Here is a 24,880-nt window from a genome sequence, read left to right as displayed (position 1 = left end):
ATTCAACGCTAAATAAACATAAGGTTAGCCAGTTACTTTGGTAATAAATAAGCCAGTTTTGTTACCCTACCTTTATTTGTCGAGTCGACTTTTAAATCGCTTTTTATATCTTTCCAGGCGGTAACCTTACCGCCAACATTCAACTTTTTAAAGCCCGTATCAGTCGGCTTTTTTTCATCTAATGCTAAAAATTTTAACAGTTGAGCGTAGCTGGTATGCTGACTAATATCGATTGATAAAAAATCAGTATATCTGCCTTCAAAGTATGATTCTGCTTGCGCTTTATGTTGTTGATAGCACTGTGCTAAAAATTCATCATTACTGATGTTATCTGCGTTGTAAGGTGAAAATGTTGATTTATAGCAGCGTTTAATAATGGGATTAAAACCGCCATCTTCACGAATAAGGTTAATATGCATACGAGCAAGCAATTGCTTAATTGAGGGCAGCCATTTATCTAAAGTTCTAGCTAAATAGATAAATTTTGCATTTGGGTAGGCAATGTCTAATGCTTGATAGTCACAAAAAATCGGCGTATCAGCAATAACTTGAGCTTCGGTAAAACTACGATCGGTATAAGCCGTATGAGCAACATAAAAGCCAAGCTCGAGCATAGCAACACAAACACTTGTTGTGCCGGTTCTAGGTAAGCCAATAATAAATATTTTTTGCATGTTATTGGCTTACTAGTGAATTAATAGGGTGTTGTTTTAAAAGTTAAGGTTATTTTAACTAATGGCATGTTAAATGACTCACTTTTCATTGAAAGTTTTTCATCAACTAAAGTCAAAGCCCTATGACGCTATAACACGATAGGGCGATACTTACTTGTTACCATCAACCGAGACGTTTAAGTCTTTTAAAATACCGTCTTTTAGATTATATACAAAGCCATGTACAGTAACGTCTTGATTAATTGCCCATGCATTTTTTAGGATTGTGGTGTTACATACATTAGCCACTTGTTCAATTACGTTTAATTCACAAAGTAGTGTTAATTGCTCTTCTTTGTCTTTAACAGCATCTAGGCGCTCTTTATGGAAACGGTAAACATCTTTAATGTGATGTAACCAATTATCAATAAGGCCATAGCTTTTATCTTCTAATGAAGCCATGACACCACCGCAACCATAATGGCCACAAACAATAATATGATTTATTTTTAACACATCAACAGCAAACTGAATAACTGACAAACAGTTTAAATCGGTATGAATAACTTGATTGGCAATATTACGGTGCACAAATACTTCGCCCGGTAACATGCCCAGTAATTCATTGGCTGGAACTCTTGAATCAGAACAACCTATCCATAAGTAATCAGGATTTTGTTGTTCTGATAAATTTTTGAAAAATTCAGGGTTATCTTTTTTAATGTTATCTGACCATTGCTGATTATTGTCAAATAGGTGTTGTATTGAGCTCATGATGGAATCAACTGAAGAAAATATAAGGTGATTTTAAGTTGTTAGGCTCACAAGTAAAGAAAAAACTGGTCTAAGCTTTGTAAATACCGGTGTAAGCTTTGAAAATATAGTGCGTTTGCGTACCTAAAGTATTTATTTTGCACTTGCGATAACTCGCTATCAAAGAAAAAATTTCATGGAATTGGAAAAGTCTACCTGCTTAACTGGAAATCAATGTGTAAATAAAGATGGAGATATAGATGAGTGTAACGCACAGGAGTGGTCAAAACGTTTGATGATAGGGTATTTAAAAAATACAGTGTTAGCGCTACACGGCCCGATTTTAAAATTTAACTTTCATTTAATACAGGCCAGCTAGAGAAATTAATTACTGTACCTCAAGGTGAGTTTACAACTACTTTTGCTCTTCATCTTTTTGTAGCTGCTCATCTTTACGAATGTCTACTTTGTGCTGTTGTTCTTTTGATAATTCAAACTTACGCGCAGATTGTTTTATTAGTAATAGTCCGGCTATTACTGAACCAACAGCGATAACAATAATAAATATAGTGGTAATACTCATGGCTTTATCCCCAAAGGAAAGTTTCTCTCATTTTAAGTTTCATGCGATTGCTTATTTATGTTCAAATAAAAAACCAATAGCTAAATAGTACAATAGCATGTAATTTATTTGTAAGCTCGAACAGGTGAACAAGAACATTTAACTTCAGTACCTATAAAAATTAAGTTCACTAAGTTACTACTACACAATATTCGGAAATCAAGATGTCAAATTTTCTCAGTATTAAATTACTCATGCCTATTTTGTTCATTGGAATTATAAGTATTATCGCGTTTTATCTAACCGGTGAACTTAGCCACAATGCAACTATCGCGTTTTTAATGGTCATGGTCGTTACACAAATCATTGTGGGCTATATATATTCGCAAAAAAAACTCACGCAAAGACTTGTGAATTTACAACATTATATTGATCAAGTGGCAAGCATTGATGAAGCACCAAGTATACATATTAAAGATGACAATGAGGATGATTTAGCTAATGTTACCAATAAGTTAACAAAGTTTATTGCTAACTTAGCTGATGTTATTAACGAAATTAGAGCTGAATCAGACGCATTGAAACAAGGCTCTGCATCGTTGACTGCACAAATGCATGGCTCAGTGGGGGCTGTGGATGAGTCAGTAAATCAAATTGAACAAATGGCGAGATCTATAGACCAAGTGGCCTCAACGTCGACAACACTCTCAGACAGTGCGACTCAGGTAAGCGAAACAACGAGTCAAGTGTTAGCCATTTTAAAGCAAGGTACGCATGCTTCAACTACCAGCAAAAATACCATTGAAGATTTTGACAAAGAAGTAACAATAATGGCGTCTGATTTAGCTTTGTTACAAGAAGAATGCTCTCGCATTGGTTCGGTATTAGAGGTTATTCGAGGCATTGCGGATCAAACGAATTTACTGGCATTAAATGCAGCGATTGAAGCGGCTAGAGCCGGCGAGCAGGGAAGAGGATTTGCCGTTGTTGCCGACGAAGTGCGTGCGTTAGCGCATAGAACACAAGAATCTACTGTTGAAATTCACGCCATGGTTGAAGGCTTGCAAGAAAAATCAACCAATGCCGTTAATGCTATTGACCGTGGTCAAGGGCTATCGCGCGATAGTTTAATACACTCAGCAGAAGTGGCCGATGCATTAAGTAAAATAGGACAAGTATTCTTTGAAGTTGACACCTTAACATCTCAAATTGCGCAAGGAACAACCGAACAACAACAAGCGACGGCCTCAATAAATGAGAACATGTCGATGGTGGTAAAATTAAGCCGAGAGCTTAATAGTAATTTACTCGCCGTAACTGAGCTTGCCGAAATGCAACAACATACCGCAGACGAGGTCGATACAACATTAAATCGAGTTTGTGTTTAATCTAGTGCTTGAGTTGAGTTGAATTGAATTAAGTTGAGCTACCTAAAGTAAACCCAAAGCCATATAGAGTGAATAAAAAAGAGGTAACATATTGGACAAATATGTTACCTCTTTTTTATTCATATTTAACAAGATATTTCATTTTAGGCTTATTTTTAGCCCACTCTTGGCTTATTGGGGGCCAAATAACCAGCCTAGTTTTTGCTGGCTTTATTATCGGTATTTTGTTGGTAATAGGTTCTACTTTTATCTGCTTGCTGACATAAGTCGGTTAGGGCGTGTAAACTCCGCGTGGTCATACGATGCGCAATGTCGGCATCTAATATGATAATTTGTTGGTGCTTTACTGCCGGTAGTATTGGCCATTGTTGCCAGTTATATCCATCTACACCAGTTTGTTTTTTTGAAAGCGGCTGAATAATAACATCGATATTGGCTTGTAATACTTTTTCAATATTTACTTGTGGATAGCCAGTTTCTGCTGTTTCAAACGGATTGTTGATGCTGCAAATATCTAAAAATTGTTGTGGCCAACTACCTTTCGCAATCGTGGTTAATGGTCTTGACCACACCTCATAAAATCCGGTTAAGGGCTTTTCATTACCATATTTTTTTTTGATGTCGGCTAAATCAGCTAAAAATTTAGTCGCAACTTGTTCAGCTTGTTTGCTATGCCCAGTGAGTTTGCCAAATAAGCGCAGTTCTTTAGCAACGTCATTAAAGCTATCGGGTTGCGAATAAACCACATTGAAGCCCAGTTGCTTTATACGAGCTAAATCGTCACTGGGGTTACCACTTTTCCATGCAATGATTAAATCAGGTTGTAATTCAATCACTCGCTCCAATTGAATACGCATTGAACTGCCAATTCTAGGGATTTTTTTCGCAGCCAATGGGTAATTTGCATATTCAGTGCTTGCTATAATTTGTTCACCTGCACCAATATCAAATAGCATTTCAACAATGTGCGGAGAGAGCGCTATTATTTTGGGTTTAGGTGTTTCAATAACCGATATAAGTTTATCATCGACATTATTTGCTTGTGCACTTGTCGTAGTCAATATAGCGATAATTGCTAAACAGAAAAACTGCGTTAATTTCATAAAAATTCCATTGTAATGCTTTAACCAGTTAAACTACCAGTCAATACCTTTTTGTGCTTTTATGCCATTATCAAAAGCATGCTTAAGCGGTTGAACTTCACTAACCGTATCTGCAAGCTCAATAATACTTCGATGACATGCACGTCCGGTAATGATGACATGTTGCATAGCGGGACGATTAACAATAGCTTCAATAACTTCTTCTAAATCTAAATACTTGTAGGATAACATGTAGGTAAGTTCATCAAGTAAAACGACATCGACACTGTCATCTTGTAATAATCGTTTTGCTTCGTGCCAAACTTTTACTGCCGCAGCAATATCTTTAGATTTATCTTGGGTGTCCCAAGTAAAGCCTGTCGCCATTACATGAAATTCGACACCATTATTTTCTAATAAATTACGTTCACCACAAGCCCAGTCTCCTTTAATAAACTGTAATGCTGCGGCCTTATAACCATGACCAACAGCACGTGCTAATGTGCCAAATCCAGAGGTTGACTTGCCTTTACCATTGCCGGTAATAACAATTAATAAGCCACGTTCTTCTTGAGCTGAATCAATACGAGCATCAACTTTTTCTTTAATACGTTGCATGCGAGCTTGGTGTTTTTGAGTTTTATCTGTTTCTGTAGTCATGTAAGTTATCCTGTTTTACGCGTGCGATACATAATCGCTAAAAAGAAAATACTGCCGATGGCGGAGGTAATAATACCAATGGGAATTTCAACATTACTAAACGCACTGCGTGCTGCAACATCAACCCATACTAAAAAGCAACCACCGACTAAGGCAGAACCAATAATAAGCGGCATAGTGGTGACGCCAACTAATTGCCTAACAATGTGTGGGATCATTAAGCCCACAAAACCGATACCACCACAATAAGCAACAATGGTAGCGGTAACTGCGGCACATAAAGCTAATAATATTAAACGTAGTTTATCAATGTTAACACCAAGACTTGCAGCGCTTTCATCGCCAAGTAGTAGGGCATCTATTTGTCGGTGTAAGGCAAAAATGGTCAATAAAGTGAGTAATACCATGGCGCCAATTAAATAAAAGTGAAACATTTCAACACGTGCCAAACTGCCCATTAACCAAAAAATAACACGATTGGTAGCAAAGGGGTCGCCAAGGTAAAGAATAAAATGACTGATAGAACCCAGCATAAAGGAAACCGCTACACCTGTGAGTAATAAGTGATTCATATTGCGTAGTAAAGTCGCTATACCAAAAACGATCACCACGGAAAATAACGCGCCAAGAAAAGCGGCTAACGGTAGCGCTAGCGATTGTTGATCACCTAAGGTGAATGTCGCTATGGTAGCCCCTAAACCTGCGCCAGAAATAATGCCAAATAAGTAAGGGTCGGCAAGCGGATTACGTGTCACATTTTGCAAAATTGCACCAGCGCAAGCTAAACCCATTCCGGCAACTAATCCTACTAAAACTCGGGGAATACGTATTTGCCAAATGACCATGTCGTGCATAGGTGAGGCACATTCATACATCACACATTGAAATATATCAGCCCGAGTAATAGTCGCTGGACCGTAAGTAATCGATACAATAACGGTTAAAATAGTAAAAACTATTAGCGCAGAAAAAATCCAAGTGTTTTTGCCTTTAAGCGCACGAATAATACTCAAGATAATTCGCCTTCATTGTTATGTAAAATGCTTGGCTTAAGAGTCGGTTGTTTATCTGTTGCAATATCGGTTGCGGGATAAAAGTAAACCCTAGGCACATCATAATGTTGAGCATCGTCTCGATAACAAGGTAGTCCAAAAACTTTGGTAAGTAATTCAGGTTTTAACACTTGGTCGACAGTATTATCGCTGACTAGGTTGCCCTTATCTAACAAAAGTAATCTATTGCAATAATGAGCGGCAAGATTGAGGTCATGAATAGTCATAATAACGGTAATATTTAATGCTTTAACCAATTGTAATATTTGGTGCTGATAGAAAATATCTAAGTGATTAGTGGGCTCATCAAGTACTAATATTTTTGCTTTTTGGACTAGAGCTTTAGCAATTAATACCCGTTGTTGTTCACCGCCGGATAAGGTGTTGAAAAATTTAGCTTGGCTGCATGCCAAACCTACCTTTTCTAATGCGAGCATAATGTTTTCTTTATCTGCATCGTTGTCGCGAGCAAATAAGGTTTTATATGGTAGTAAACCCATTCTTACCACATCGTAAACTTTTAAATCAAATATAGGGGGAGCGTTTTGTACGACTAGAGCAAATGTTTGCGCTAACTCATTAGGTTTATATTGGCTTAGTGCTTTATTTTTAAGTTTAATGCTGCCGTGCCAATTTTTATAATGATTGAGTAAGCACTTTAATAGCGTGGTTTTCCCCGCGCCATTAGGACCGATAATACCGATAATATCGCCGCGATTAACGTCAAACGAAATGTTATTGAGAATTATGTGTTTATCAACAGACCAAGATACAGATTCGACACTGAGTAAAGTTGGCATTAAAGGCAGCCCAGTTTATGGATAACTAGGTGGATATTGTTTTTAACAAGGTAAAAGCAGTATATTTTCATTATTGCCTAAAAGTGATAACAAGCTGATGAATTCAAAAGCTAATATATTGAATAACGTAATTAAGGTGAGGCAATAGGAAACAAGTGTCTTGTAGACAGTGTAACTCACGTGTATTCCCGCACGGTGTTATAAGTTTTATATAAAAATGTTGATATTAGGTGTCCTGACTTATAACTATTAAAATGAAGTTATTTACAGTTGCGGGTACAGTCACGGCTTTAACCGTGTTCCCTATGAATTAGCCAAAATCAGGATAAAAGATGAGGCTAAAAATATCGTTTATAAGTGTCAATTTTACGGTTAACTACACTGCTTTACAATGAAAACCTTGTACTGACGGTAGAGTCTGTTATTAGCAAGCATAAAAAAGGAGCCGAAGCTCCTTATGGTTTTGTAGTACTAACTTTTAGATACTACCAAATTTTAACGCGCTTCTCAGGGGCAATATACATAGCATCACCTTTTTTTACGTCAAATGCGCGATAAAATTCAGGCATATTTGACAGTGAGCCTAAAGCACGAAATTCTGCAGGTGAATGTGGGTCGGTTGCCACGCGATTACGTAATGATTTTTCAACCATTTTTCCACGCCATACTTGCGCATAGCCCATAAAGAAACGTTGCTCACCAGTTAAGCCATCAATTACCGGTGCTTCTTTACCATTTAATGACGCTTTGTAAGCTTTATAAGCGATGGTAACACCAGATAAATCACCAATGTTTTCGCCTAAAGTAAGTTCGCCGTTTACGTTTAAATCATCAAATACCGCATAATCACTGTATTGGGCAACTAAGTTATCAGTGCGTACTTTAAAGGCGGCTAAATCTTCTTCAGTCCACCAATTACGCATGTTACCGTCACCATCGTATTTACTACCTTGGTCGTCAAAACCGTGGCCCATTTCATGACCGATAACCGCGCCAATACCGCCATAGTTTACAGCGTCGTCTGCGGCCAAGTTAAAAAATGGTGGTTGTAAAATTGCAGCAGGGAATACGATTTCATTTTTAGTTGGGTTGTAATATGCATTAACTGTTTGCGGTGTCATGCCCCATTCTTGACGATCAATTGGGCCGCCTAATTTAGCAAGCTTTTTGTTATGTGATACAGTGCCTGAGCGCATTTTGTTGCCAACGAGGTCATCACTTTTAATGACAAGCGCAGAATAATCTTCCCATTTATCAGGGTAACCTATTTTTGGATCAAAACTCGCTAACTTAACATGTGCTGCTTTTTTAGTCGCTTCTGACATCCACTCAAGATCATCAATACTTGCGCCATAAGCACCACGTAAGTTTTCCACTAATATTGTCATGCGGGTTTTTGCTTCAGGTTTAAAGTGACGGCCAACATAAACCTTACCGATAACTTCACCTAAGTTACCATTAACCACTGAAACACCACGTTTCCACATTGGGCGTTGTTCTTCACGACCACTTAATTGCTTTGAATAAAAGTCAAAGTTTTCATCGCCTAAAGCGGTAGTGAGCGAGTCAGCAAAATTGCTAAGCGTATGGAAAGTTAAATAAGTTTGCCAATCAGCTAATGAGGTTGCTGCGAAAGTTTCACCAAAACCTGTAACAAATGAAGGTTGGTTAATAATAAGGTCTTTCTGAGCTGGAACACCTTGTGCTTCAAGGTAAGCTGTCCAATTGAATGCATCGGTAACTGTGTTTAAATCGCTAACATTAAATTTATTATAACGTTTAGTGCTGTCTCTAGATTCAACTTTAGTCCAGTGAAAACCTGCTAATTTAGTTTCAATGGCCATGATAGTTTGCGCTGCAGCTTTACCGAATTCTAAACCGGCTAAGTTAAACATATTTTCAATGTGCGCAACGTAACCTGAGCGTAATTTTTCAAAACGCTCCGTGTCGTTAAAGTAGTAATCTCTGTCGGGTAACCCTAAACCACTTTGCCAAACATGTGTGGCGTATCGAGTTGAGTCTTTAGCGTCCACATTGATGTAAAAAGCTAATGGACTACCTACACCAATTTTTTGATATTCACCAAAGAATGTAGCAAGCTCATTTTTATCTTGTAAATTATTAATGCGATCAAATATGGCTTGAACAGGTTGAGTGCCTAGAGTATCACGCGTTTCTGAGTCCATGAATGAACGGAATAAATCGGCAACTTTTTGCTCGTCGCTACCCATTGTTAAGTTTTTAGTTGCAGCTAACTCTTCGATAATTGCTTTAACGTTGTCGTCTGCTTCATCGCGTAAGTCGTAAAACGAACCAATTGATGTTTTATCACCTGGAATTTCGTTGTTGTTTAGCCATGCGCCATTAACATATTGGTAAAAATTGTCTTGTGGACGCACAGATAGATCCATATTGGCTTTATCTATACCTGATGCTAATGCTGTTTTTTGTATTACTGGTGCTTCAACGGCAGCTTTTGTCTCAGTGGCTTCATTACAACCTGCAATGAACAGTAAAGAAGTGCAAACAGCACTTGTTATTATTTTCTTCATTCAATACTCACAATTTGATTTATGTAGAATGCTCAGAGCGTTGCAGAGCTTTTTTGTAAAGCAAAAGATATTAAAGGCTATTAAGCTGATTTACTAGATTAAAGTCATTTTTTTTAACATTTTGTTAACCTAAGCTGTAGTTTTAAATTTACAGATAATATAGATAACCTGTTTAAGCGACTAAATTTGTATAATTATTTGTGATTAGCTGGTTTTAATTTAGATTTTGTTTGTTTTATCTAATTATAACAGCGGATATTTGCCTTTTTTGTCACTACACTTCTTTAGGTGGGAGAAAGTTAATAAAGTCAGAAGATATATCTTGATGAGCTGTGGTATTATTTTACGCTCAATAATCTTGGTGTTATTACCATTATCAATAAAGAAAGAGTTCATGTTTCAGCCAGTTAGTGTTTATATCGGCTTAAAATATAGCCGTAGCAGTCATGGAAAAGGTTTTGTCTCCTTTATCACCTTTTTTTCTATTATCGGTATTGTGCTTGGTGTTGCTTCTTTGATCACGGTTGTCTCGGTTATGGATGGCCTTGAGCGTGAGCAAAAACGGCGCGTATTGGGGTTGGTGCCTCATGTTTTAATGTCTGCGCAGCAGACTCATATAAATAATTGGCGTGATCTACAGCGCGACATTCTGGCGTTACCTGACGTTACACAAGTTACGCCTTTTCAGGAAAGTGAAGCCTTAATTCAATCTAAAACTGCCCTGCAAGGTGTTCTAGTTCATGGCATTATGCCTGAGTTTGAACAACATAATATTATCAATACGGCCATGGAATATGGCGAACTTTCCCATTTAGACACTCAACCATTTAGCATTGTTTTAGGGCAAGCTTTAGCGCGAAAGTTAAATGTTGGCTTAGGCGATGTTGTGCGTTTAACCTTACCTAATAAAACTTTATTCACCCCGATGGGTCGTGTGCCCGTGCATCGCACGTTTACTATTGTAGGTATTTTTAATGTTGGCTCCCAAGTTGATGAGGCCATGGTTTATATTGAAATTAAAGATGGTGCAAAGTTACATCGAAACAAAGGTGATGGCGTTAATCAATTAAGGTTGTATTTAGATGATGCGTTTAATGCTCAGCAAGTAATTTCGCAGTTATCAATTAAATACCCAAACTTTCAATTTGTCAGCTGGCAAGAAAGCCAAGGTGCATTGTTTGCCGCCGTGAGTATGGAGAAAAATATGATGTGGCTAATGCTGAGTTTAATTGTTGCGGTTGCGGCTTTTAATATTGTTTCAGCATTAGTGATGGTGGTCATTGATAAACAAGGTGAAATCAGTATTTTACAAACGCTAGGTTTGGACCGAAGCGGTATCGTTAAAATTTTTATCACCCAAGGGTTAACCAATGGCATTTTGGGCGTTATTTTGGGCGTTACACTTGGGGTAATAATAACGCTGAATTTAAACGCTATATTTGGTTTACTCGGCGTTAATTTATTAGGGGCAGGGCAACAATTACCAATTGCTCTTGATCCAGTTAACATCCTAGTTATTGTCGTTTCTGCACTAGCCATGAGCTTTGTAGCAACGCTTTACCCTGCCTATCGTGCAGCGCAAACCCAGCCTGCAGAGGTACTTAGAAATGAATAGTAAATTGAACAATACAATGGACAATGACTTGAATAACAATATAAACACAGACAGCGGTGAATCTAAAGTAAAAGCTGAACTTGCATTGGGTTTAGAGTGTCGACAGCTAAGTAAATTTTATCAACAAGGACCTGTTACCACGCAGGTATTATCGAAGCTCGACTTAGCGGTTAAAGCGGGTGAGTTAGTTGCTATTGTTGGTAGCTCTGGCTGTGGTAAAAGTACCTTTTTGCATTTAGCTGGCGCTTTAGATACGCCAAGTGCTGGTGAAGTGTTTATTAATGGTGTCAATATTCATCAATTAACTGAAAAGCAACGAGCGAAATTTCGTAATCAACATATCGGTTTTATTTATCAATTTCATCATTTACTGATGGAGTTTACCGCAGAAGAAAATGTGGCTATGCCATTGTTGATTCGTGGCGATAAACCTAAAGATGCCTTGGCTCAGGCTAAAGCTATGCTTGAGCAAGTTGGGTTATCACATCGTGGCCATCATCGTCCGTCTGAACTTTCCGGTGGCGAACGTCAGCGCGTTGCGATTGCTCGAGCTTTAGTTACTAAACCGTCACTTGTCTTGGCCGATGAACCAACCGGTAATTTAGATTTTGACACCGCTGAACAAATATATCAGTTGTTGCAAGAGTTAAACCGCACTGTAAATACCAGCTTTGTTATTGTGACTCATGATTTAACTTTGGCGGCCAAAATGGATCGACAACTAAAGTTAGATCACGGGCACCTAAAACCGCTTGAAATTGCTAACGACATTATTAAACCAAAAGATGGAGAAGCTTAAGTGCTAAAACCATTAAGTGTCTTTATTGGCTTACGGTATGTTCGAAGTCGTCATAGTAAAGGGTTTTCATCATTTATATCTGCCTCTTCTACTATCGGTATTGCCATCGGTGTAATGGTGCTGATTGTTGTGCTTTCAGCTATGAATGGTTTTGAACGGGCGTTAGCAACACACTTATTATCTATTGTGCCGCATGCTGAGGTGCTAGCTGTAAATAAGCCTATCAACAAATGGCCAGAAAATGTTGCCCTTATTCAGCAAAACCCCAATGTGATTGCAGCAGCACCGTTTATAAAAACGCAGGGCATGATGCAAAAATCTGCGGCACTTAAAGGTGTTGAGATACGTGGCGTAGACGTGATGTTAGAACAGCAAGTTTCAGCCATTGCTCGTTATATGGTTGCAGGTGATTGGCAAAATTTAACGCTTGAAAACGGTATTGTTATTGGTGCGGGTATTGCGCGTAAACTTTCGGCTAAAGTGGGTGATAACGTTCAGCTATTACTGCCACCGGTAAGCTCGCAGGATATGCAAGTTAGTCCTAATAAACAATTTCCTGTACCCATAACTCAGCAGGCAACTATTGTTGGTATCTTTAAATTTGGCGGTACTATTGATGACACGCAAGTGTTTATTAATTTAATGAAAGCGATCGAGTTAGTCGGTTATCAACCTGATGAAGTACAAGGCATTCGTCTAAAAGTAGACGATGTTTTTTCTGCGCCACAAATTGTTCGCGACGTGGCGTATAATTTTGATTTTTATGTTTATATGTTAGATTGGACTCGCAGCCATGGTCATTTATTTAATGATATTCAGTTGGTGCGTTTAGTGATGTTTATTGTTTTAGTGTTAGTGATTGCTGTAGCGAGTTTTAACATAGTGTCGACATTAATTATGGCGGTGAATGAGAAGAAATCAGATATTGCGATATTAAAAACTATGGGGGCTAAATCGAGCACCATTATGACTAGCTTTATGTTTCAAGGCCTAATGAATGGTATTGTTGGTTGTGCTCTTGGCGCCAGTTTAGGGATATTAATCTCTTTAAATTTAACGGATATTATTCGTGCAATTGAAGCCGCACTTTCGGTTGAGTTTTTAACATCTGACGTTTATTTTATTGATTTTTTACCCACTTTATTACGCCAGCAAGATGTTATTAATACGGTTATCACCGCCTTGGTAATGAGTCTGTTAGCGACAATTTATCCTGCATGGCGAGCAACTAAAGTTGAACCTGCACAAGTGCTAGGACAGGCATAAAATTAATCTATTGAATTGCTCATCGTTAAAATAAAAATAGCGACGTAGATAAAACAAAAAAATCAGACGAAAGTCTGATTTTTTTTATGTTAATAAAGATAAGTGTTTTTGATCTAAACTAAAATGTTTTTAACGTCTTCGCAGTTGACGCTTTTTCCATTCTTTTGCCACTGAATAGCGCCAAATGGTATTTATTGATAAATAGCCTAAAATAGAAAATATAATTCCAAGTACAGCACAACCGACAATAAATGCAGGGCCGATAGTTGAAATACTCTCAACTAACCATTGCCAACTCGCCTCGAAAGCGAATTTTCTGGTTGGCACACCAATGATCCATGTACCGACGACATAGCAAAAATAAAAAATTGCAGGCATAGTCAATGGGTTAGTGATCCAACAAAGGGCAATGGATAAAGGTAGATTTGCATGTACTATAATTGCAAAGCCAGCCGCTAAAACCATTTGAAATGGCACGGGCATAAAGGCAAAAAATAACCCTATAGCAAATGCTTTGCTGACTGAACGGCGGTTTAGGTACCACAAATTGGCATTATGCAGTAACGCACCGAAAATTTTCAAATGTTTATTATTTTTGATTTTTTGATGATCTGGCATTAAACGTTGAATCAGTTTTTTCGGCATAGAATTTACTTAACTTTACATGGCTAAATGGACATTAATCACTATGGAATGGTGGCTACTTACATTTTTTATCAGTGCTATTTTGTCATTATTCTTACCCTTAGTGCCAGAGTTTTCTTTGTTACTCGCCATTTTGCTATTGTCATTACTGTTTGTCTTTACACCTAAATTTAGAATAATCACTGTTTCAGTCGCTGCTATAGTATGGATCTTACTTGCTGGATATCAATATAAGCATGTCTTAAATATAAATGATATTGATCTTGCTACCTTACATAAGCAAGTGCATTTGATCCAAGGCGAAGTGAGTAATATTGTCCATGTTAAGTCGGGGAGCAGTCGTTTCAATTTTCGAGTTAGTCATTGGCAGGGGCAAGCGTTAAAAAAAGCTTTCTTGATTCGCTTAACTTGGAAAGCAGCAGAAAAGCCTTTACAACAAGGGCAAAGGTGGCAGTTAGCCGTAAAAATAAAGCCTTCACATGGTTTGGCAAATATTGGCGGCTTTAATTACCAAGTGTGGCTTAGGCAACAGCAAATAATCGCGACAGGTTATGTTAAAGCAGATAAAAAATCGCCAATAGCATTAACGCTCAAAAAAAGTAACATACTTCTTCATGCGCAAACAAGTTGGCGCCAAACGTTATACCAAAAATTAAAGGTCGCACTCGATGATGAGCCTCTTGGTGGTCTCATTTTAGCCTTAGGCTTTGGCGAGCGTGGAAAGTTAACCTCTGCACATTGGCAGGTTTTATCTGCAACGGCTACTCAACATCTTATTGCCATTTCTGGCTTACATATTGGCATAGTCGCCATAGCAAGTTTGATTTTTATCCGTGCAGTTATTCGGCTTTTACCGTTGAATTTACTTTTACCAAAATCTTGGCAATTGAACTTAATGCAATTGAATTTAAGTTATGTTGCCGTGTTTTGTAGTTGTTTTATGGCCTGGTATTACGCTTATTTAGCGGGGTTTTCTATTCCCACCCTGCGTGCATTAGTGATGTTATTATTATTTTGGTCAGTTAAATTTTTGAATATAAAGCTTTCTCTGCTGCGTTGGTTTTTACTCGCCATTGTTATTATTTTATTGATTTGGCCACTGAGTTTAATAAGTGCTAGCTTTTGGCTGTCAATCTCAGCATTAGTTATTATTTTTTCAACATTTTCACGTTTTTCCATGCGTGGTCCGTCAGCAGAAGACACTTCAATACTAACGGTTGATGTGGTCTCTGAAACGCCGCTAAAAAAACAATGGTACAACGCAAAGGTCCGTGTGTGGCTCTGGATAAAAACACTTGTTGTATTGCAGTTTGCGTTAACGCTAGCCATGTTGCCACTTGCCGCCACGTTAAGTTATCAACTGCCACTTGCCGCTTTTTTTGCTAATATTATTGCTGTCCCTTTGATGAGTGTTAGTGTTATACCTTTAACGCTTCTGGCGGTTGTTGCCTCGCCATTTAGTGATGGCTTATCGCATTTTTTTGCTGATGTCGCGTTATTATGTTTGTCGTTTGTTTGGCAGTGGTTGAGTTATTTAGCTAATGCGAAGTGGGCAATGGTCGCTATTTCCTATCAGCAAATTCAATTTATGATGATACTTTTCGCTTTCATCGCCCTAGCGCTATTTTTTCGACTCAGTAAAGGTAAATTTATTGCAGGATTAAGTTTGTTGATGCTCGCAATTTATATTGATTTTTTGAGTGTTCGAGTAGATAAATCATGGCAGGTTTCGGTGCTAGACGTCGGTCATGGTCTCGCCATTGTTATTGAAAAAAATAATCATGTTTTTATCTACGATACGGGTGCAAGCTATCCCAGTGGTTTCAATATGGCGGATGCAGCAATATTGCCCTATTTAGCACATCAGGGTTATCAATCCATTGACGGTGTTATTATTAGCCATAATGATAATGATCATGCCGGTGGTTTACGTTATTTAAGAGCTAAAATTCCCATTGACCGTGTTATTGCAAATGACAGTAAACTCAATCCCGACAGTGAATGTTTATCAGGCCAAAATTTTAGCTGGCAAGGATTAGAGTTTGAAGTGTTATCGCCCATGCAAGCCCATGGAGATAAAAATGATGATTCATGTGTGGTTATTATAAGTGATGGTATTCATCGTGTTTTATTACCAGGAGACATTTCGGTAAAACAAGAGCGGCGGTTATTAAGGGTTGCGAGTATTCGTAATAAGCTGAGCAGTGATTTGCTGATTGTGCCACACCATGGTTCTAAATCATCGTCTAGTCGCCAATTTTTAACGGCTGTTTCGCCAGATTATGCTGTATTTAGTGCAGGTTATTTAAATCGTTGGCATATGCCAACAGATAAAATAACAGCGCGTTATAACGCTTTTAATATCACCACCTTTAATACGGCTGAGTTGGGCATGGTGACATTTAAATTCAGTCCAAAACATACTCAAAATCAAGCTACAAAGGCCATTGAAAAACATATCGAGGTAAGCAATTATCGTCAGGATATGCGTCCATATTGGTTTGTAAACTAACCCGTAAATAAGTATTTTATACCGTAAATATTCGATTTTTATTCCCTATAAAAGTTTATCGGTTGGTTGATTGGCAAAATAGCGCTAAAATACGCAGATAAGTTAATATTTCTAATTAAAGTAATCCCTTAGGGATCAGATTTTTGATAACGCATTGAGAGCATGAATGTCGACAAAACCACCACAAGAAACTACTGAAGATACTACGCGAAAAAACTTCAAGCGCCTATTGGGCTATGCCAAAGCTTATAAAGCGGCTGCGGTTGTATCCATTCTAGGTATGCTAGGTTATGCCGCTATCGACAGTTTCGTGTTCTCACAATTGCAGCCTTTAATTGATAAGGGCTTAGACGGTCAAGATACTGAGTTTATGAAGTGGGCGCCTTATGTCATCGTAGTGATGTTTATTTTACGTGGTATTTGTCACTTTGCGGGTAACTATACCTTAGCTTGGTTGGGTAACAATGTTGTCGCTAATATTCGTCAGGAATTATTTGAACATGTAATGTCTATGCCGGTTGCTTATCATGATAAAGAATCAACGGGGAGCTTGATTTCAAAATTAACCTTTGATACCGAACAAGTCCTTAGTGCTGTTTCTAAAGCCTTATTAACCTTGGTTCAGCAAGGTGCTTTTGTCTTGGGTTTACTGATTGTTATGTTTTATAACAGTTGGCAGTTAGCGTCGATTTTCTTACTTATTACGCCAGTTATTGCTGGCATAGTAACCGTGGTTTCAGGTCGCTTTCGTAAAATAAGCAAAGGCATTCAAAATGCCATGGGTGAAGTAACAACAGCGGCTGAGCAAACTTTTAATGGCCATAAAGTGGTTCTAACCTTTGATGGCCAACAACGAGAGTTCGATCGTTTCTCTAAAATTAATAAACATAATCGTCAACAGCGGATGAAAATGGTAGCAACTCAGGCGGCTAGCGTACCTATTATACAAATTATTGCCTCGTTTGCTTTAGCGTTTGTTTTGTATGTTGCCAATTTAGATTCAATGCGCGCCAATATCTCGGCCGGTGTTTTTATGACGGTACTGATGTGTATGGTAACGCTACTTCGCCCTTTAAAACTTTTGACTACAGTGAATAGTGAATTTCAAAAAGGGATGGCGGCTTGTGTGAGCATTTTTGGCGTGCTTGATCAAAAAACAGAACATGACACGGGCACTATTTCTCTAGAGCGAGCAAAAGGCACTTTAGCGTTTGAACACGTAAATTTCTTTTATAACGCTGAAAAAGAAAAACAAGCACTTACCGATTTAAGCTTTACGGCAAATGTGGGTGAAACCGTCGCTTTAGTTGGGCGTTCTGGTAGCGGTAAATCAACGGCAAGTTCATTATTGTTACGATTTTATAATGCAACATCAGGCAAAGTATTAATCGATGGCCAAGATATTAAAGATTACAAGCTGAAAGATTTACGTAAGCAGTTTGCTTATGTTTCTCAACAAGTTGTACTTTTTAATGATTCTATTGCCAACAATATCGCTTACGGAAAACCCCAAGCAACCCGCGAAGAAATTGAAGATGCCGCGAGTAAAGCTCATGTCATGGAGTTTGTTGATGCTTTACCTGAAGGGCTTGATACAAATATTGGTGATAATGGCGCTATGCTTTCAGGTGGACAGCGTCAACGTGTGGCTATAGCGCGAGCATTGCTGTGTGATGCGCCATTTTTAATTTTAGATGAAGCAACTAGCGCGTTAGATACTGAATCTGAGCGTCATATTCAAGATGCTTTGAGTATATTGCAACAAAATCGTACCTGTATTGTTATTGCCCATCGTTTATCGACTATAGAAAGTGCCGATAAAATTATTGTGATGGAGCAAGGTCAAATTAAAGAGCAGGGTGATCACAAAACATTATTAGCGCTAGATGGTGCTTATGCCCAGTTACATAAATTTCAATTTGGTGCTTAGTAAGCAATGTATTACTTGAATAACAGCGGCCAAAAATTATGCGTTTAATTGAAAAAGTATGGTTTCAGGGCCACTCGGTAAAGTGGTTATTGGTGCCTTTGTTGTTTCCATTAACTATCATATTTACAATCATAAGTTTTTTGCGCCGACTCGCTTATCAAGTCGGGTTAATAAAGCGGGTTAACTTGTCGGTGCCGATTGTTGTCGTTGGTAATATTGGTATTGGTGGTAATGGTAAAACACCTGCTACTTTATATTTAGTTGAAAAGCTGAGCGAAAAAGGCGTAAAGGTTGGAGTAGTAAGCCGTGGTTATGGCTCTAAAGCGCCACATTATCCTTACCAAGTTGATATTAAAAGTAATGCAGAGCAAGCAGGTGATGAGCCGCTATTAATATTTAAACGTAGTGGTATTCCTGTGGTCATTGGCGCTGATAGAGTTCAAGCATGTCAGCGTTTAATTGAGTTAGGTTGTGAATTAATTATTGCTGATGATGGTTTACAGCACTATCGGTTAGCTCGAGATTTTGAGTTTGTTGTCGTGGATGGTAAACGTTTATTTGGTAATGGATTATTATTACCTGCAGGGCCATTACGAGAAAGAGTCAATAGAATAAAAAATGCAAACTGTGTCATTGTTAATGGCGAAAGTTCATGGCCGAGCAAGGATAACTCTTTATCAATACCGGTATTAACGATGCAGTTAAAGGCTAAACAGGTTGTTAATGTCAAAACTGGTGCTGTATTAGCACTAGATTGCTTTTTAACTTCACATTTGGCAAACGATAAGCACATTAATGCAATAGCAGGTATCGGAGATCCTCAGCGTTTTTTTAATAGCCTTGAACATCTTGGGTTTGCGTTGGCGTTAGTTAAAGGCTTTGTTGATCATCAAGATTTTTCAGCACAAGATTTACAGCAATTTCCCGCTGATATACCGTTATTGATGACTGAAAAAGATGCAGTAAAATGTGCCGAGTTTGCTCAAGATAATTATTGGTACTTACCCGTTGATGCTGATTTTTCAAATAATTTGGATAGCAATTTAATAACGAAGGTAATCAATTCAATTGCAGCCCTTGTTAAAAAATAATGTAATTTAAGTTATAAGAATAAAACTATATAAAAAACTGTAGGTTTGAATTTTAGCCCTGTTGGTAAGTATTCACTAAATTTTACGTTTGATACAAAGTTATCAAGCAATATGACACTTAAGAGAGAAAATAATGGCATTTGATACTAAATTAATGGAAATCCTTGCGTGCCCAGTATGTAAAGGAAAGTTAGATTACAATAAAGAACAACAAACGTTAATTTGTAAATTTGACCGTTTAGCTTATGCAATCGAAAAAGATATTCCAGTGTTACTGGAAAGTGAAGCTCGTCGCATTAATGCTGATGATGCATAGATTTTAACTAAAGTTAGTAACATCATTTTTATAAAAATAAAATTTATGAGGTCTTTATGTCGTTTGTGGTAGTGATCCCTGCAAGATTTGAGTCATCACGTTTACCGGGTAAAGTACTCGCTGATATTGCGGGTAAGCCAATGATCCAATGGGTTGTTGAAAAAGCTTTAGCCAGTGGCGCTGAGCAAGTTATTGTAGCAACAGATAACGATGAGGTTGCTCGTGTCGTTAAAAGCTTTGGTGGCGAAGTATGTAAAACACGTGCTGACCACCAGTCGGGAACCGAGCGTCTTGCGGAAGTAATGCAAACCTATCAGTTTTCTGACCAGCAAGTTATTGTAAATGTGCAAGGTGATGAGCCGTTTATTCCAGTTGAAAACATTGCTCAAGTAGCAAGTAACTTATCAAGTCAACACCAAGCGCGTATGGCAACATTAGCGATGAAAATTGATAATGTCGAAGAAGCATTAAACCCTAATGCGGTTAAAGTGTTATGCGATAAAAATGGTTATGCTTTGTATTTTAGTCGAGCGACTATCCCTTATGATCGCGAACGTTTTTTAAATAATGAAAACATTGACGCTATTGGCGACTATTACTTACGTCATATTGGTATTTATGCTTATCGTGCCGGTTTTATTAAAGATTATGTGCAATGGCCTGCAAGCCAATTAGAGCAAGTTGAATCTTTAGAGCAACTTCGGGTACTTTGGCAAGGTGAAAAAATTCACGTTGCCGTTGCAAACACTCGTTTAGAGGTTGAAGGCGTTGATACCCCAGAAGACCTTGAAAAAGCACGGGCGTATGCTAAAGGCTTAAAGCACTAGAAAGTACTAGAAAATATGCTGAAAGAGGCTAATAAGCCTCTTTTTTTATCGCTCACTTTGTTTTTTTTAGCACGAGTAATGCGAAATTAAACATTTAAACGTAAGTTTAGAATTTTTAGATTATTAAGCTACATTTCAAGGTTTAAACCAAATGGCACTGAGCAAAAAAAAAGCACGCTGGTTAATGGCGAGAAAAGGCTTTTTAGATATGTTACCCCTTAACTTAGCTGTTTTACCGTGGGGAATCCTTTGCGGCTCTTTGGCTATTCAACGCGATTTTTCTGCCCTCGAAGCTATCTTGATGCCACTGATCGTTTTTGCCGGCTCTGCGCAATTAGTGGCGATTGAGTTAATCGCAAACAATGCTTCCTTAGCGACTATTTTGTTTACCACTTTTATTATTAGCTCACGACATTTTTTATATGGTTTAGCATTAAGAGATAAATTACACATTTTACCCACCAAATGGCGTTACGGGTTGGGGTTTTTATTAACCGATGAATTATTTGCTTTGTCGAGTCATAGTAAATCTTTTGTTGGCCAGTTGAGGTTGATTTATGCCGTAGTTGCTGGAGGTAGCTTCTATGTGTTTTGGTTGTTATGGAATATAACAGGCGTTATTGCAGGTAGTTATTTACCTGATTTAACCAACTTAGGTCTAGACTTCGCCATAGCTGTAACTTTTATTGCGCTAGTTATTCCTACGATTATCAATCTACCTATTTTGGTTAGTGTGATTGTAGCTGCATTTTTATCTGTTGTGTTTAAGTTAATGCAGTTTGAATTAGATTTAGTGGCCGCGGCATTAATTGCCATGTATTGCGGTTATATTACCGATCGATTTCTGCAGAAGCGTAAAAGCGCAGATATGACTAAGGTTCACGACAATGATGACAATCAAGACAATATAAAGCCGTCTGCTAAGGATAGTGTATGACATTAATAACTATTCTTTTGATGGCAGTGATCACGTTTACTACGCGCTATCTCTTTATTCATCCTCGCTTGCCAGTACGCTTAGGAGCAAAAATGGCGAAGTTGTTAAGTTTTAGTGCCCCAGCGGTATTAACCGCTATTTGGGTGCCTATTATTTTTATTCAGCAGGGCGAGTTAAGTGTTTCGCTACAGAATCCGTATCTCATTGCGGCTACCTTCGCCGTTGGCACCGCAGCCAAAACTAAAAGTATTTATCTCACCATGTTTATTGGGTTAATAACCTTTGTTCTAAGTCGGTATATGTTAAACCTGTAGCTTCTTGGTAAGTTCATTGAGTCAGTTGACTTAATATTAAGGGTATTTAAAGCTAAAAAAGCACAGGTTATCGATTAAAGCTTGTCAGTTGATATTGATAACTTTTATGATAGTACACGTCTTTTATCTGAGAGTATTACTATCAATATTGCTATGAATTTAACCAAATCATTAACTGCTATCGCCATTGTCAGTGCGCTGACATTTTCACAACCTAGTGTTGTTCATGCAGCAGACACTACAACTAAGACAGAGTCGCCATCTAGTTGGTTAAACTTGAGTGCTAAAGAGCTAAAAGCGGTAGAACGCTATGCAACCGAATATAAAGACTATATTTATAAAGCACCAACAGAACTAACCTTTGTTACAGAGACTGTTAAACGAGTTAAAAAACAAGGTTTTAAAAAATTTACTGAGAAAAGTAAATTAAAGCCAGGTGCACGTTTTTACGATGTTAACCGTGACCGTACTATTACATTGATGGTCATTGGCAATAAGCCATTAGAACAAGGCACACGTATTGTGGGCGCGCATATTGATGCGCCACGTCTGGAACTTAAAGGGCGACCACTATTTGAAAAAGAAAAATTTGCCATGTTTCAAACTTATATTCATGGCGGTATTAAAACCTATCAATGGGTTAATATTCCATTAGCTTTAGTCGGTAGAGTGGATAAAAAAGATGGTACAACGGTCAATATCTCAGTTGGTTTTGATGAAAATGATCCTATCTTTTTAGTGACTGATCTGGCACCTCATGTTGACTCACCTAACCGTAAACGCACCAGTCGTGATGTTATTGGCAAAGAAGAACTTGATATTATTGTGGCTGCTAAACCCGAGCTAGATAAAAAAATCAAAGATCAGGTTAGTGACTATTTAAAATCAGAATACAATATTTCAGTGGAAGATTTAGTTTCTGCCGAGCTGGCTTTAGTTCCTGCGACTAAACCACGTGATGTTGGTTTTGATCGCAGTATGATTGCTGCCTACGGCCAAGATGATAAAGCGTCATCAATCGCTGCAGTTAAAGCAATAACAGAGCAAAAAATTCCTGAGTATACGTCGATTGCTTATTTAGTTGATAATGAAGAAGTTGGTAACATTAATAACACAGGGGCAAGTTCAACTTATTTAGTCGACTTAATGAGTAGCTTATTGCATAACCAAAAAGGTGATAGCTATAACGATTACCAATTGCGTAAAGTGTTACGTAATACCAAAGTTATTTCTGCTGACGTCAACCCTGGTGTTAACCCAACATGGTCAAGTGTATGGGAGCTAGGTAATGCCCCAAGGTTGGGTAATGGCGTTAACTTAAAGCTTTATGGCGGCGGGTTTAATACTAATTCTGAATATATGGCATGGACACGAAACTATTTAGATAATGCTGATATTAAATGGCAAACATCGACTTACAAAGGTAAGGCTTCTGGCGGTACGATCGGCAGTGATTTATCTAACGATAATATGGAAGTGATTGATTTTGGTATTCCTATTTTATCAATTCACTCGCCTTATGCGGTTGGATCAAAAGTTGACTTATATTCACTTTACAAAGCTATGTCAGCGTTTTACCAAGAAAAGTAAATACAAGTTTACTTAACTCTTGTGATGGTTATAGCGTGTGATTCATAAAAGCAAAAGCCGTATTTTATTAATACGGCTTTTTTGTCGGTAAAATTAACGCGCTTTGAGCAGTGAGTTAAGCAGTAACTGTGTTTATGGTTGTAAGTGCTGCTTTGCTGCCACCGGGTTAGCATACATAGTTAATAACCATTGCTGTTGCTCTAACGTAAGGTTTTCCATGCGCTTATTCAGGAGGGCTAACACGGTATTATTGGTTTCTAGATGATTAAGTTTTGCGTGTGCCACTAGGTTAGTGTCGTACAATTTATAGTGACTAATAATAGCTTTATCAATAGCAGCAGCTATGGCTTTACTATCAGCATACTCGCCTTGAATAGGTTGACAAAACTCAATGTGAACTCGACCTTTTTGTCCGGTTAAGCCTTGAGTAATGCTTTTTAAGTCTTCACCTTCCTGCTTTTTATAACTGCCTGTTGCTTCTTTTTCTGCAAGTTCAATAGCTTTGTCGGTATCACAGGGATCAAACTCATAAGAGATGGATACAGGGACTATGTTAATTTCAGATAGATAATCGGCAATTGGTGTTTGTTTGTCTTTATTTAGCAATAACATAGAGATTAAAGCTGAATTTGTTTTATCTATACCGTCTTTGGCACGGCCTTCACGTTGAGCAATCCAAATGTTTTGCTGACGATTAGCAACCGTATCATGAATATACGCAGACAACTGTTTTGATGCATTGAGCATGGCACGTTTATTTTCTGCACTACGTTTAACGATAAAGCTTTTATTAATACGCATTAAATCAGCAACCCAGGGCTGATCTAATAAATTATCACCAACTGCAGCTTCAACGGTACTGATACCACTTTTATAGAGAGCTAAATTCACCAATGCAACATCTAAAACAATATCGCGATGATTACTAATAAATAGCGCAGGTTTGGTGTTGTCAAAGTTATCCATGCCGCTATAACTAAAACCAGCGGTACTTTTCTTGATCAAATGATGTAAATACTTCGCCACTTCGATTTGAATTTGATCTATATTGTGAAATTTTTGCGCGCGAATTTTTAACGACCACTTTACTATTGTGCGAGCAAATGAGGGACAAGCTTGATATAAGCGGGGCATTTTTAAACTAGCAATTGAAGCTTGTAAGCCTTTTTCGTTAATTAATTTTTCGATTACGTCAACTACCTCATCATCACGATAAGGGCGAATATCATCAAACATTCAAAAATCTCTTTTAAGGTCGAAAACAAATATTATATGAGTAATGATTATAACCGAATCATATTGAAATATGTGCTTTTTGTTTGATCGTTTAGTATTTATCTTTATTTATTTCATATACAAAAAAGACAATAAGTATTCGGCTTTTTCCAATCAAATAATATACAGATTTTATTAAATGAGTCAGTGGAATGTTATTACAATAATTAGGTTTTTATTCAAATAACTCCCCCTGCGATAGGCGAAAATAGGCAAATAGTGATGCTATTAGATTTAATTGAAACTTAAACCGTATATATG

General features: G+C 37.8%; 22 protein-coding genes and 1 riboswitch. Of the genes, 12 read left to right on the top strand and 10 right to left on the bottom strand.

The features are described 5' to 3' along the window. Positions 1-32: 32 nt before the first annotated feature. The 3 genes from H4J50_RS02175 to H4J50_RS02165 form a co-directional block, all read right to left on the bottom strand. Complete coding sequence (locus H4J50_RS02175) at positions 33-674, bottom strand: sulfotransferase (RefSeq protein ID WP_182254169.1); 642 nt, start codon at positions 672-674, stop codon at positions 33-35. A gap of 150 nt (positions 675-824) precedes the next feature. Next, the gene (gene can / locus H4J50_RS02170) at positions 825-1,427 is read right to left on the bottom strand and encodes a carbonate dehydratase (RefSeq protein WP_108456713.1); all 603 of its coding nucleotides are present in this window, start codon (positions 1,425-1,427) and stop codon (positions 825-827) included. A 394-nt stretch (positions 1,428-1,821) separates the two neighbouring features. Next, positions 1,822-1,989, bottom strand: coding sequence for a DUF2897 family protein (locus H4J50_RS02165; RefSeq protein WP_108456712.1), 168 nt, complete (start codon positions 1,987-1,989; stop codon positions 1,822-1,824). A gap of 203 nt (positions 1,990-2,192) precedes the next feature. Between H4J50_RS02165 and H4J50_RS19815 the strand changes: the two genes are divergently transcribed. Continuing rightward, the gene (locus tag H4J50_RS19815; RefSeq protein WP_182254167.1) at positions 2,193-3,356 is read left to right on the top strand and encodes a methyl-accepting chemotaxis protein; all 1,164 of its coding nucleotides are present in this window, start codon (positions 2,193-2,195) and stop codon (positions 3,354-3,356) included. Positions 3,357-3,550: 194 nt separating this feature from the next. Here H4J50_RS19815 and H4J50_RS02155 read toward each other — a convergent pair whose 3' ends face one another. The 5 genes from H4J50_RS02155 to H4J50_RS02135 all read right to left on the bottom strand — a co-directional run bounded on the left by H4J50_RS02155 (position 3,551) and on the right by H4J50_RS02135 (position 9,502). After that, positions 3,551-4,459, bottom strand: a complete 909-nt coding sequence (locus H4J50_RS02155; protein ID WP_182254165.1) for a cobalamin-binding protein — start codon at positions 4,457-4,459, stop codon at positions 3,551-3,553. A gap of 33 nt (positions 4,460-4,492) precedes the next feature. Beyond that, the gene (cobO, locus tag H4J50_RS02150; RefSeq protein ID WP_182254163.1) at positions 4,493-5,098 is read right to left on the bottom strand and encodes a cob(I)yrinic acid a,c-diamide adenosyltransferase; all 606 of its coding nucleotides are present in this window, start codon (positions 5,096-5,098) and stop codon (positions 4,493-4,495) included. 5 nt (positions 5,099-5,103) lie between these two features. After that, positions 5,104-6,105: an iron ABC transporter permease gene (locus tag H4J50_RS02145; protein ID WP_310733247.1), complete on the bottom strand. Its 1,002-nt coding sequence runs from the start codon at positions 6,103-6,105 to the stop codon at positions 5,104-5,106. 2 nt (positions 6,106-6,107) lie between these two features. After that, positions 6,108-6,950 (bottom strand): ABC transporter ATP-binding protein, encoded by an 843-nt coding sequence (locus tag H4J50_RS02140; protein ID WP_182254161.1) that lies wholly within the window; start codon positions 6,948-6,950, stop codon positions 6,108-6,110. Positions 6,951-7,157: 207 nt separating this feature from the next. Further along, positions 7,158-7,300: riboswitch (cobalamin riboswitch) on the bottom strand. Positions 7,301-7,435: 135 nt separating this feature from the next. Further along, complete coding sequence (locus tag H4J50_RS02135; protein WP_182254159.1) at positions 7,436-9,502, bottom strand: M13 family metallopeptidase; 2,067 nt, start codon at positions 9,500-9,502, stop codon at positions 7,436-7,438. A 394-nt stretch (positions 9,503-9,896) separates the two neighbouring features. Here H4J50_RS02135 and H4J50_RS02130 point away from each other — a divergent pair, with 394 nt between their 5' ends. From H4J50_RS02130 to lolE, 3 genes are read left to right on the top strand one after another with little or no spacing between them, the layout of a single operon-like run. Next, the gene (locus H4J50_RS02130) at positions 9,897-11,117 is read left to right on the top strand and encodes a lipoprotein-releasing ABC transporter permease subunit (protein ID WP_182254157.1); all 1,221 of its coding nucleotides are present in this window, start codon (positions 9,897-9,899) and stop codon (positions 11,115-11,117) included. Beyond that, positions 11,110-11,916: a lipoprotein-releasing ABC transporter ATP-binding protein LolD gene (gene lolD, locus H4J50_RS02125; protein ID WP_259366139.1), complete on the top strand. Its 807-nt coding sequence runs from the start codon at positions 11,110-11,112 to the stop codon at positions 11,914-11,916. The genes H4J50_RS02130 and lolD overlap by 8 nt, the downstream gene beginning before the upstream one ends. Continuing rightward, positions 11,917-13,182 (top strand): lipoprotein-releasing ABC transporter permease subunit LolE, encoded by a 1,266-nt coding sequence (gene lolE, locus H4J50_RS02120; protein ID WP_182254155.1) that lies wholly within the window; start codon positions 11,917-11,919, stop codon positions 13,180-13,182. Positions 13,183-13,311: 129 nt separating this feature from the next. Here the strand turns inward: lolE and H4J50_RS02115 are convergent, their stop codons facing one another. After that, the gene (locus tag H4J50_RS02115; protein ID WP_108456705.1) at positions 13,312-13,827 is read right to left on the bottom strand and encodes a DUF2062 domain-containing protein; all 516 of its coding nucleotides are present in this window, start codon (positions 13,825-13,827) and stop codon (positions 13,312-13,314) included. Between the two features lie 19 nt (positions 13,828-13,846). Between H4J50_RS02115 and H4J50_RS02110 the strand changes: the two genes are divergently transcribed. The 8 genes from H4J50_RS02110 (at position 13,847) to H4J50_RS02075 (ending at position 23,344) form a co-directional block, all read left to right on the top strand. Then, positions 13,847-16,339, top strand: a complete 2,493-nt coding sequence (locus H4J50_RS02110; protein ID WP_182254153.1) for a DNA internalization-related competence protein ComEC/Rec2 — start codon at positions 13,847-13,849, stop codon at positions 16,337-16,339. 166 nt (positions 16,340-16,505) lie between these two features. Beyond that, on the top strand, positions 16,506-18,269 hold the full coding sequence (gene msbA / locus H4J50_RS02105) for a lipid A export permease/ATP-binding protein MsbA (RefSeq protein ID WP_182254151.1): 1,764 nt from the start codon (positions 16,506-16,508) through the stop codon (positions 18,267-18,269). Between the two features lie 38 nt (positions 18,270-18,307). Next, the gene (gene lpxK, locus H4J50_RS02100; protein WP_182254149.1) at positions 18,308-19,360 is read left to right on the top strand and encodes a tetraacyldisaccharide 4'-kinase; all 1,053 of its coding nucleotides are present in this window, start codon (positions 18,308-18,310) and stop codon (positions 19,358-19,360) included. A 133-nt stretch (positions 19,361-19,493) separates the two neighbouring features. Then, positions 19,494-19,676 carry a Trm112 family protein gene (locus H4J50_RS02095; protein WP_108456701.1) on the top strand — a complete coding sequence of 61 codons (183 nt, stop codon included), beginning with the start codon at positions 19,494-19,496 and terminating at the stop codon, positions 19,674-19,676. A 56-nt stretch (positions 19,677-19,732) separates the two neighbouring features. After that, on the top strand, positions 19,733-20,503 hold the full coding sequence (kdsB, locus tag H4J50_RS02090; RefSeq protein ID WP_182254146.1) for a 3-deoxy-manno-octulosonate cytidylyltransferase: 771 nt from the start codon (positions 19,733-19,735) through the stop codon (positions 20,501-20,503). A 151-nt stretch (positions 20,504-20,654) separates the two neighbouring features. After that, positions 20,655-21,440 (top strand): AzlC family ABC transporter permease, encoded by a 786-nt coding sequence (locus H4J50_RS02085; RefSeq protein ID WP_182254144.1) that lies wholly within the window; start codon positions 20,655-20,657, stop codon positions 21,438-21,440. Then, a complete protein-coding gene (locus tag H4J50_RS02080) occupies positions 21,437-21,754 on the top strand; it encodes an AzlD domain-containing protein (protein WP_108456699.1) in 318 nt (105 codons plus the stop codon). The genes H4J50_RS02085 and H4J50_RS02080 overlap by 4 nt, the downstream gene beginning before the upstream one ends. An 81-nt stretch (positions 21,755-21,835) precedes the next feature. Beyond that, positions 21,836-23,344: a hypothetical protein gene (locus tag H4J50_RS02075; RefSeq protein WP_220466080.1), complete on the top strand. Its 1,509-nt coding sequence runs from the start codon at positions 21,836-21,838 to the stop codon at positions 23,342-23,344. Between the two features lie 132 nt (positions 23,345-23,476). On the opposite strand, the gene H4J50_RS02070 is transcribed toward H4J50_RS02075, so the two are convergent. Next, on the bottom strand, positions 23,477-24,580 hold the full coding sequence (locus tag H4J50_RS02070; protein ID WP_182254142.1) for a 1-acyl-sn-glycerol-3-phosphate acyltransferase: 1,104 nt from the start codon (positions 24,578-24,580) through the stop codon (positions 23,477-23,479). Between the last annotated feature and the right edge of the window lie 300 nt (positions 24,581-24,880).

The sequence above is a fragment of the Colwellia sp. 6M3 genome (genome assembly GCF_014077595.1).
Lineage (GTDB): Bacteria > Pseudomonadota > Gammaproteobacteria > Enterobacterales > Alteromonadaceae > Cognaticolwellia.
Note: the sequence above shows the minus strand (reverse complement) of the source record. Positions and strands in the feature narration are given on the sequence as shown.

Excerpts from the sequence above, each read along its gene's own strand:
- H4J50_RS02175 (WP_182254169.1), bottom strand. The coding sequence starts at position 674 with ATGCAAAAAATATTTATTATTGGCTTACCTAGAACCGGCACAACAAGT.
- can (WP_108456713.1), bottom strand. The coding sequence starts at position 1,427 with ATGAGCTCAATACAACACCTATTTGACAATAATCAGCAATGGTCAGAT.
- H4J50_RS02165 (WP_108456712.1), bottom strand. The coding sequence starts at position 1,989 with ATGAGTATTACCACTATATTTATTATTGTTATCGCTGTTGGTTCAGTA.
- H4J50_RS19815 (WP_182254167.1), top strand. The coding sequence starts at position 2,193 with ATGTCAAATTTTCTCAGTATTAAATTACTCATGCCTATTTTGTTCATT.
- H4J50_RS02155 (WP_182254165.1), bottom strand. The coding sequence starts at position 4,459 with ATGAAATTAACGCAGTTTTTCTGTTTAGCAATTATCGCTATATTGACT.
- cobO (WP_182254163.1), bottom strand. The coding sequence starts at position 5,098 with ATGACTACAGAAACAGATAAAACTCAAAAACACCAAGCTCGCATGCAA.
- H4J50_RS02140 (WP_182254161.1), bottom strand. The coding sequence starts at position 6,950 with ATGCCAACTTTACTCAGTGTCGAATCTGTATCTTGGTCTGTTGATAAA.
- H4J50_RS02135 (WP_182254159.1), bottom strand. The coding sequence starts at position 9,502 with ATGAAGAAAATAATAACAAGTGCTGTTTGCACTTCTTTACTGTTCATT.
- H4J50_RS02130 (WP_182254157.1), top strand. The coding sequence starts at position 9,897 with ATGTTTCAGCCAGTTAGTGTTTATATCGGCTTAAAATATAGCCGTAGC.
- lolD (WP_259366139.1), top strand. The coding sequence starts at position 11,110 with ATGAATAGTAAATTGAACAATACAATGGACAATGACTTGAATAACAAT.
- H4J50_RS02115 (WP_108456705.1), bottom strand. The coding sequence starts at position 13,827 with ATGCCGAAAAAACTGATTCAACGTTTAATGCCAGATCATCAAAAAATC.
- H4J50_RS02110 (WP_182254153.1), top strand. The coding sequence starts at position 13,847 with ATGGCTAAATGGACATTAATCACTATGGAATGGTGGCTACTTACATTT.
- msbA (WP_182254151.1), top strand. The coding sequence starts at position 16,506 with ATGTCGACAAAACCACCACAAGAAACTACTGAAGATACTACGCGAAAA.
- lpxK (WP_182254149.1), top strand. The coding sequence starts at position 18,308 with ATGCGTTTAATTGAAAAAGTATGGTTTCAGGGCCACTCGGTAAAGTGG.
- H4J50_RS02095 (WP_108456701.1), top strand. The coding sequence starts at position 19,494 with ATGGCATTTGATACTAAATTAATGGAAATCCTTGCGTGCCCAGTATGT.
- kdsB (WP_182254146.1), top strand. The coding sequence starts at position 19,733 with ATGTCGTTTGTGGTAGTGATCCCTGCAAGATTTGAGTCATCACGTTTA.
- H4J50_RS02085 (WP_182254144.1), top strand. The coding sequence starts at position 20,655 with ATGGCACTGAGCAAAAAAAAAGCACGCTGGTTAATGGCGAGAAAAGGC.
- H4J50_RS02080 (WP_108456699.1), top strand. The coding sequence starts at position 21,437 with ATGACATTAATAACTATTCTTTTGATGGCAGTGATCACGTTTACTACG.
- H4J50_RS02070 (WP_182254142.1), bottom strand. The coding sequence starts at position 24,580 with ATGTTTGATGATATTCGCCCTTATCGTGATGATGAGGTAGTTGACGTA.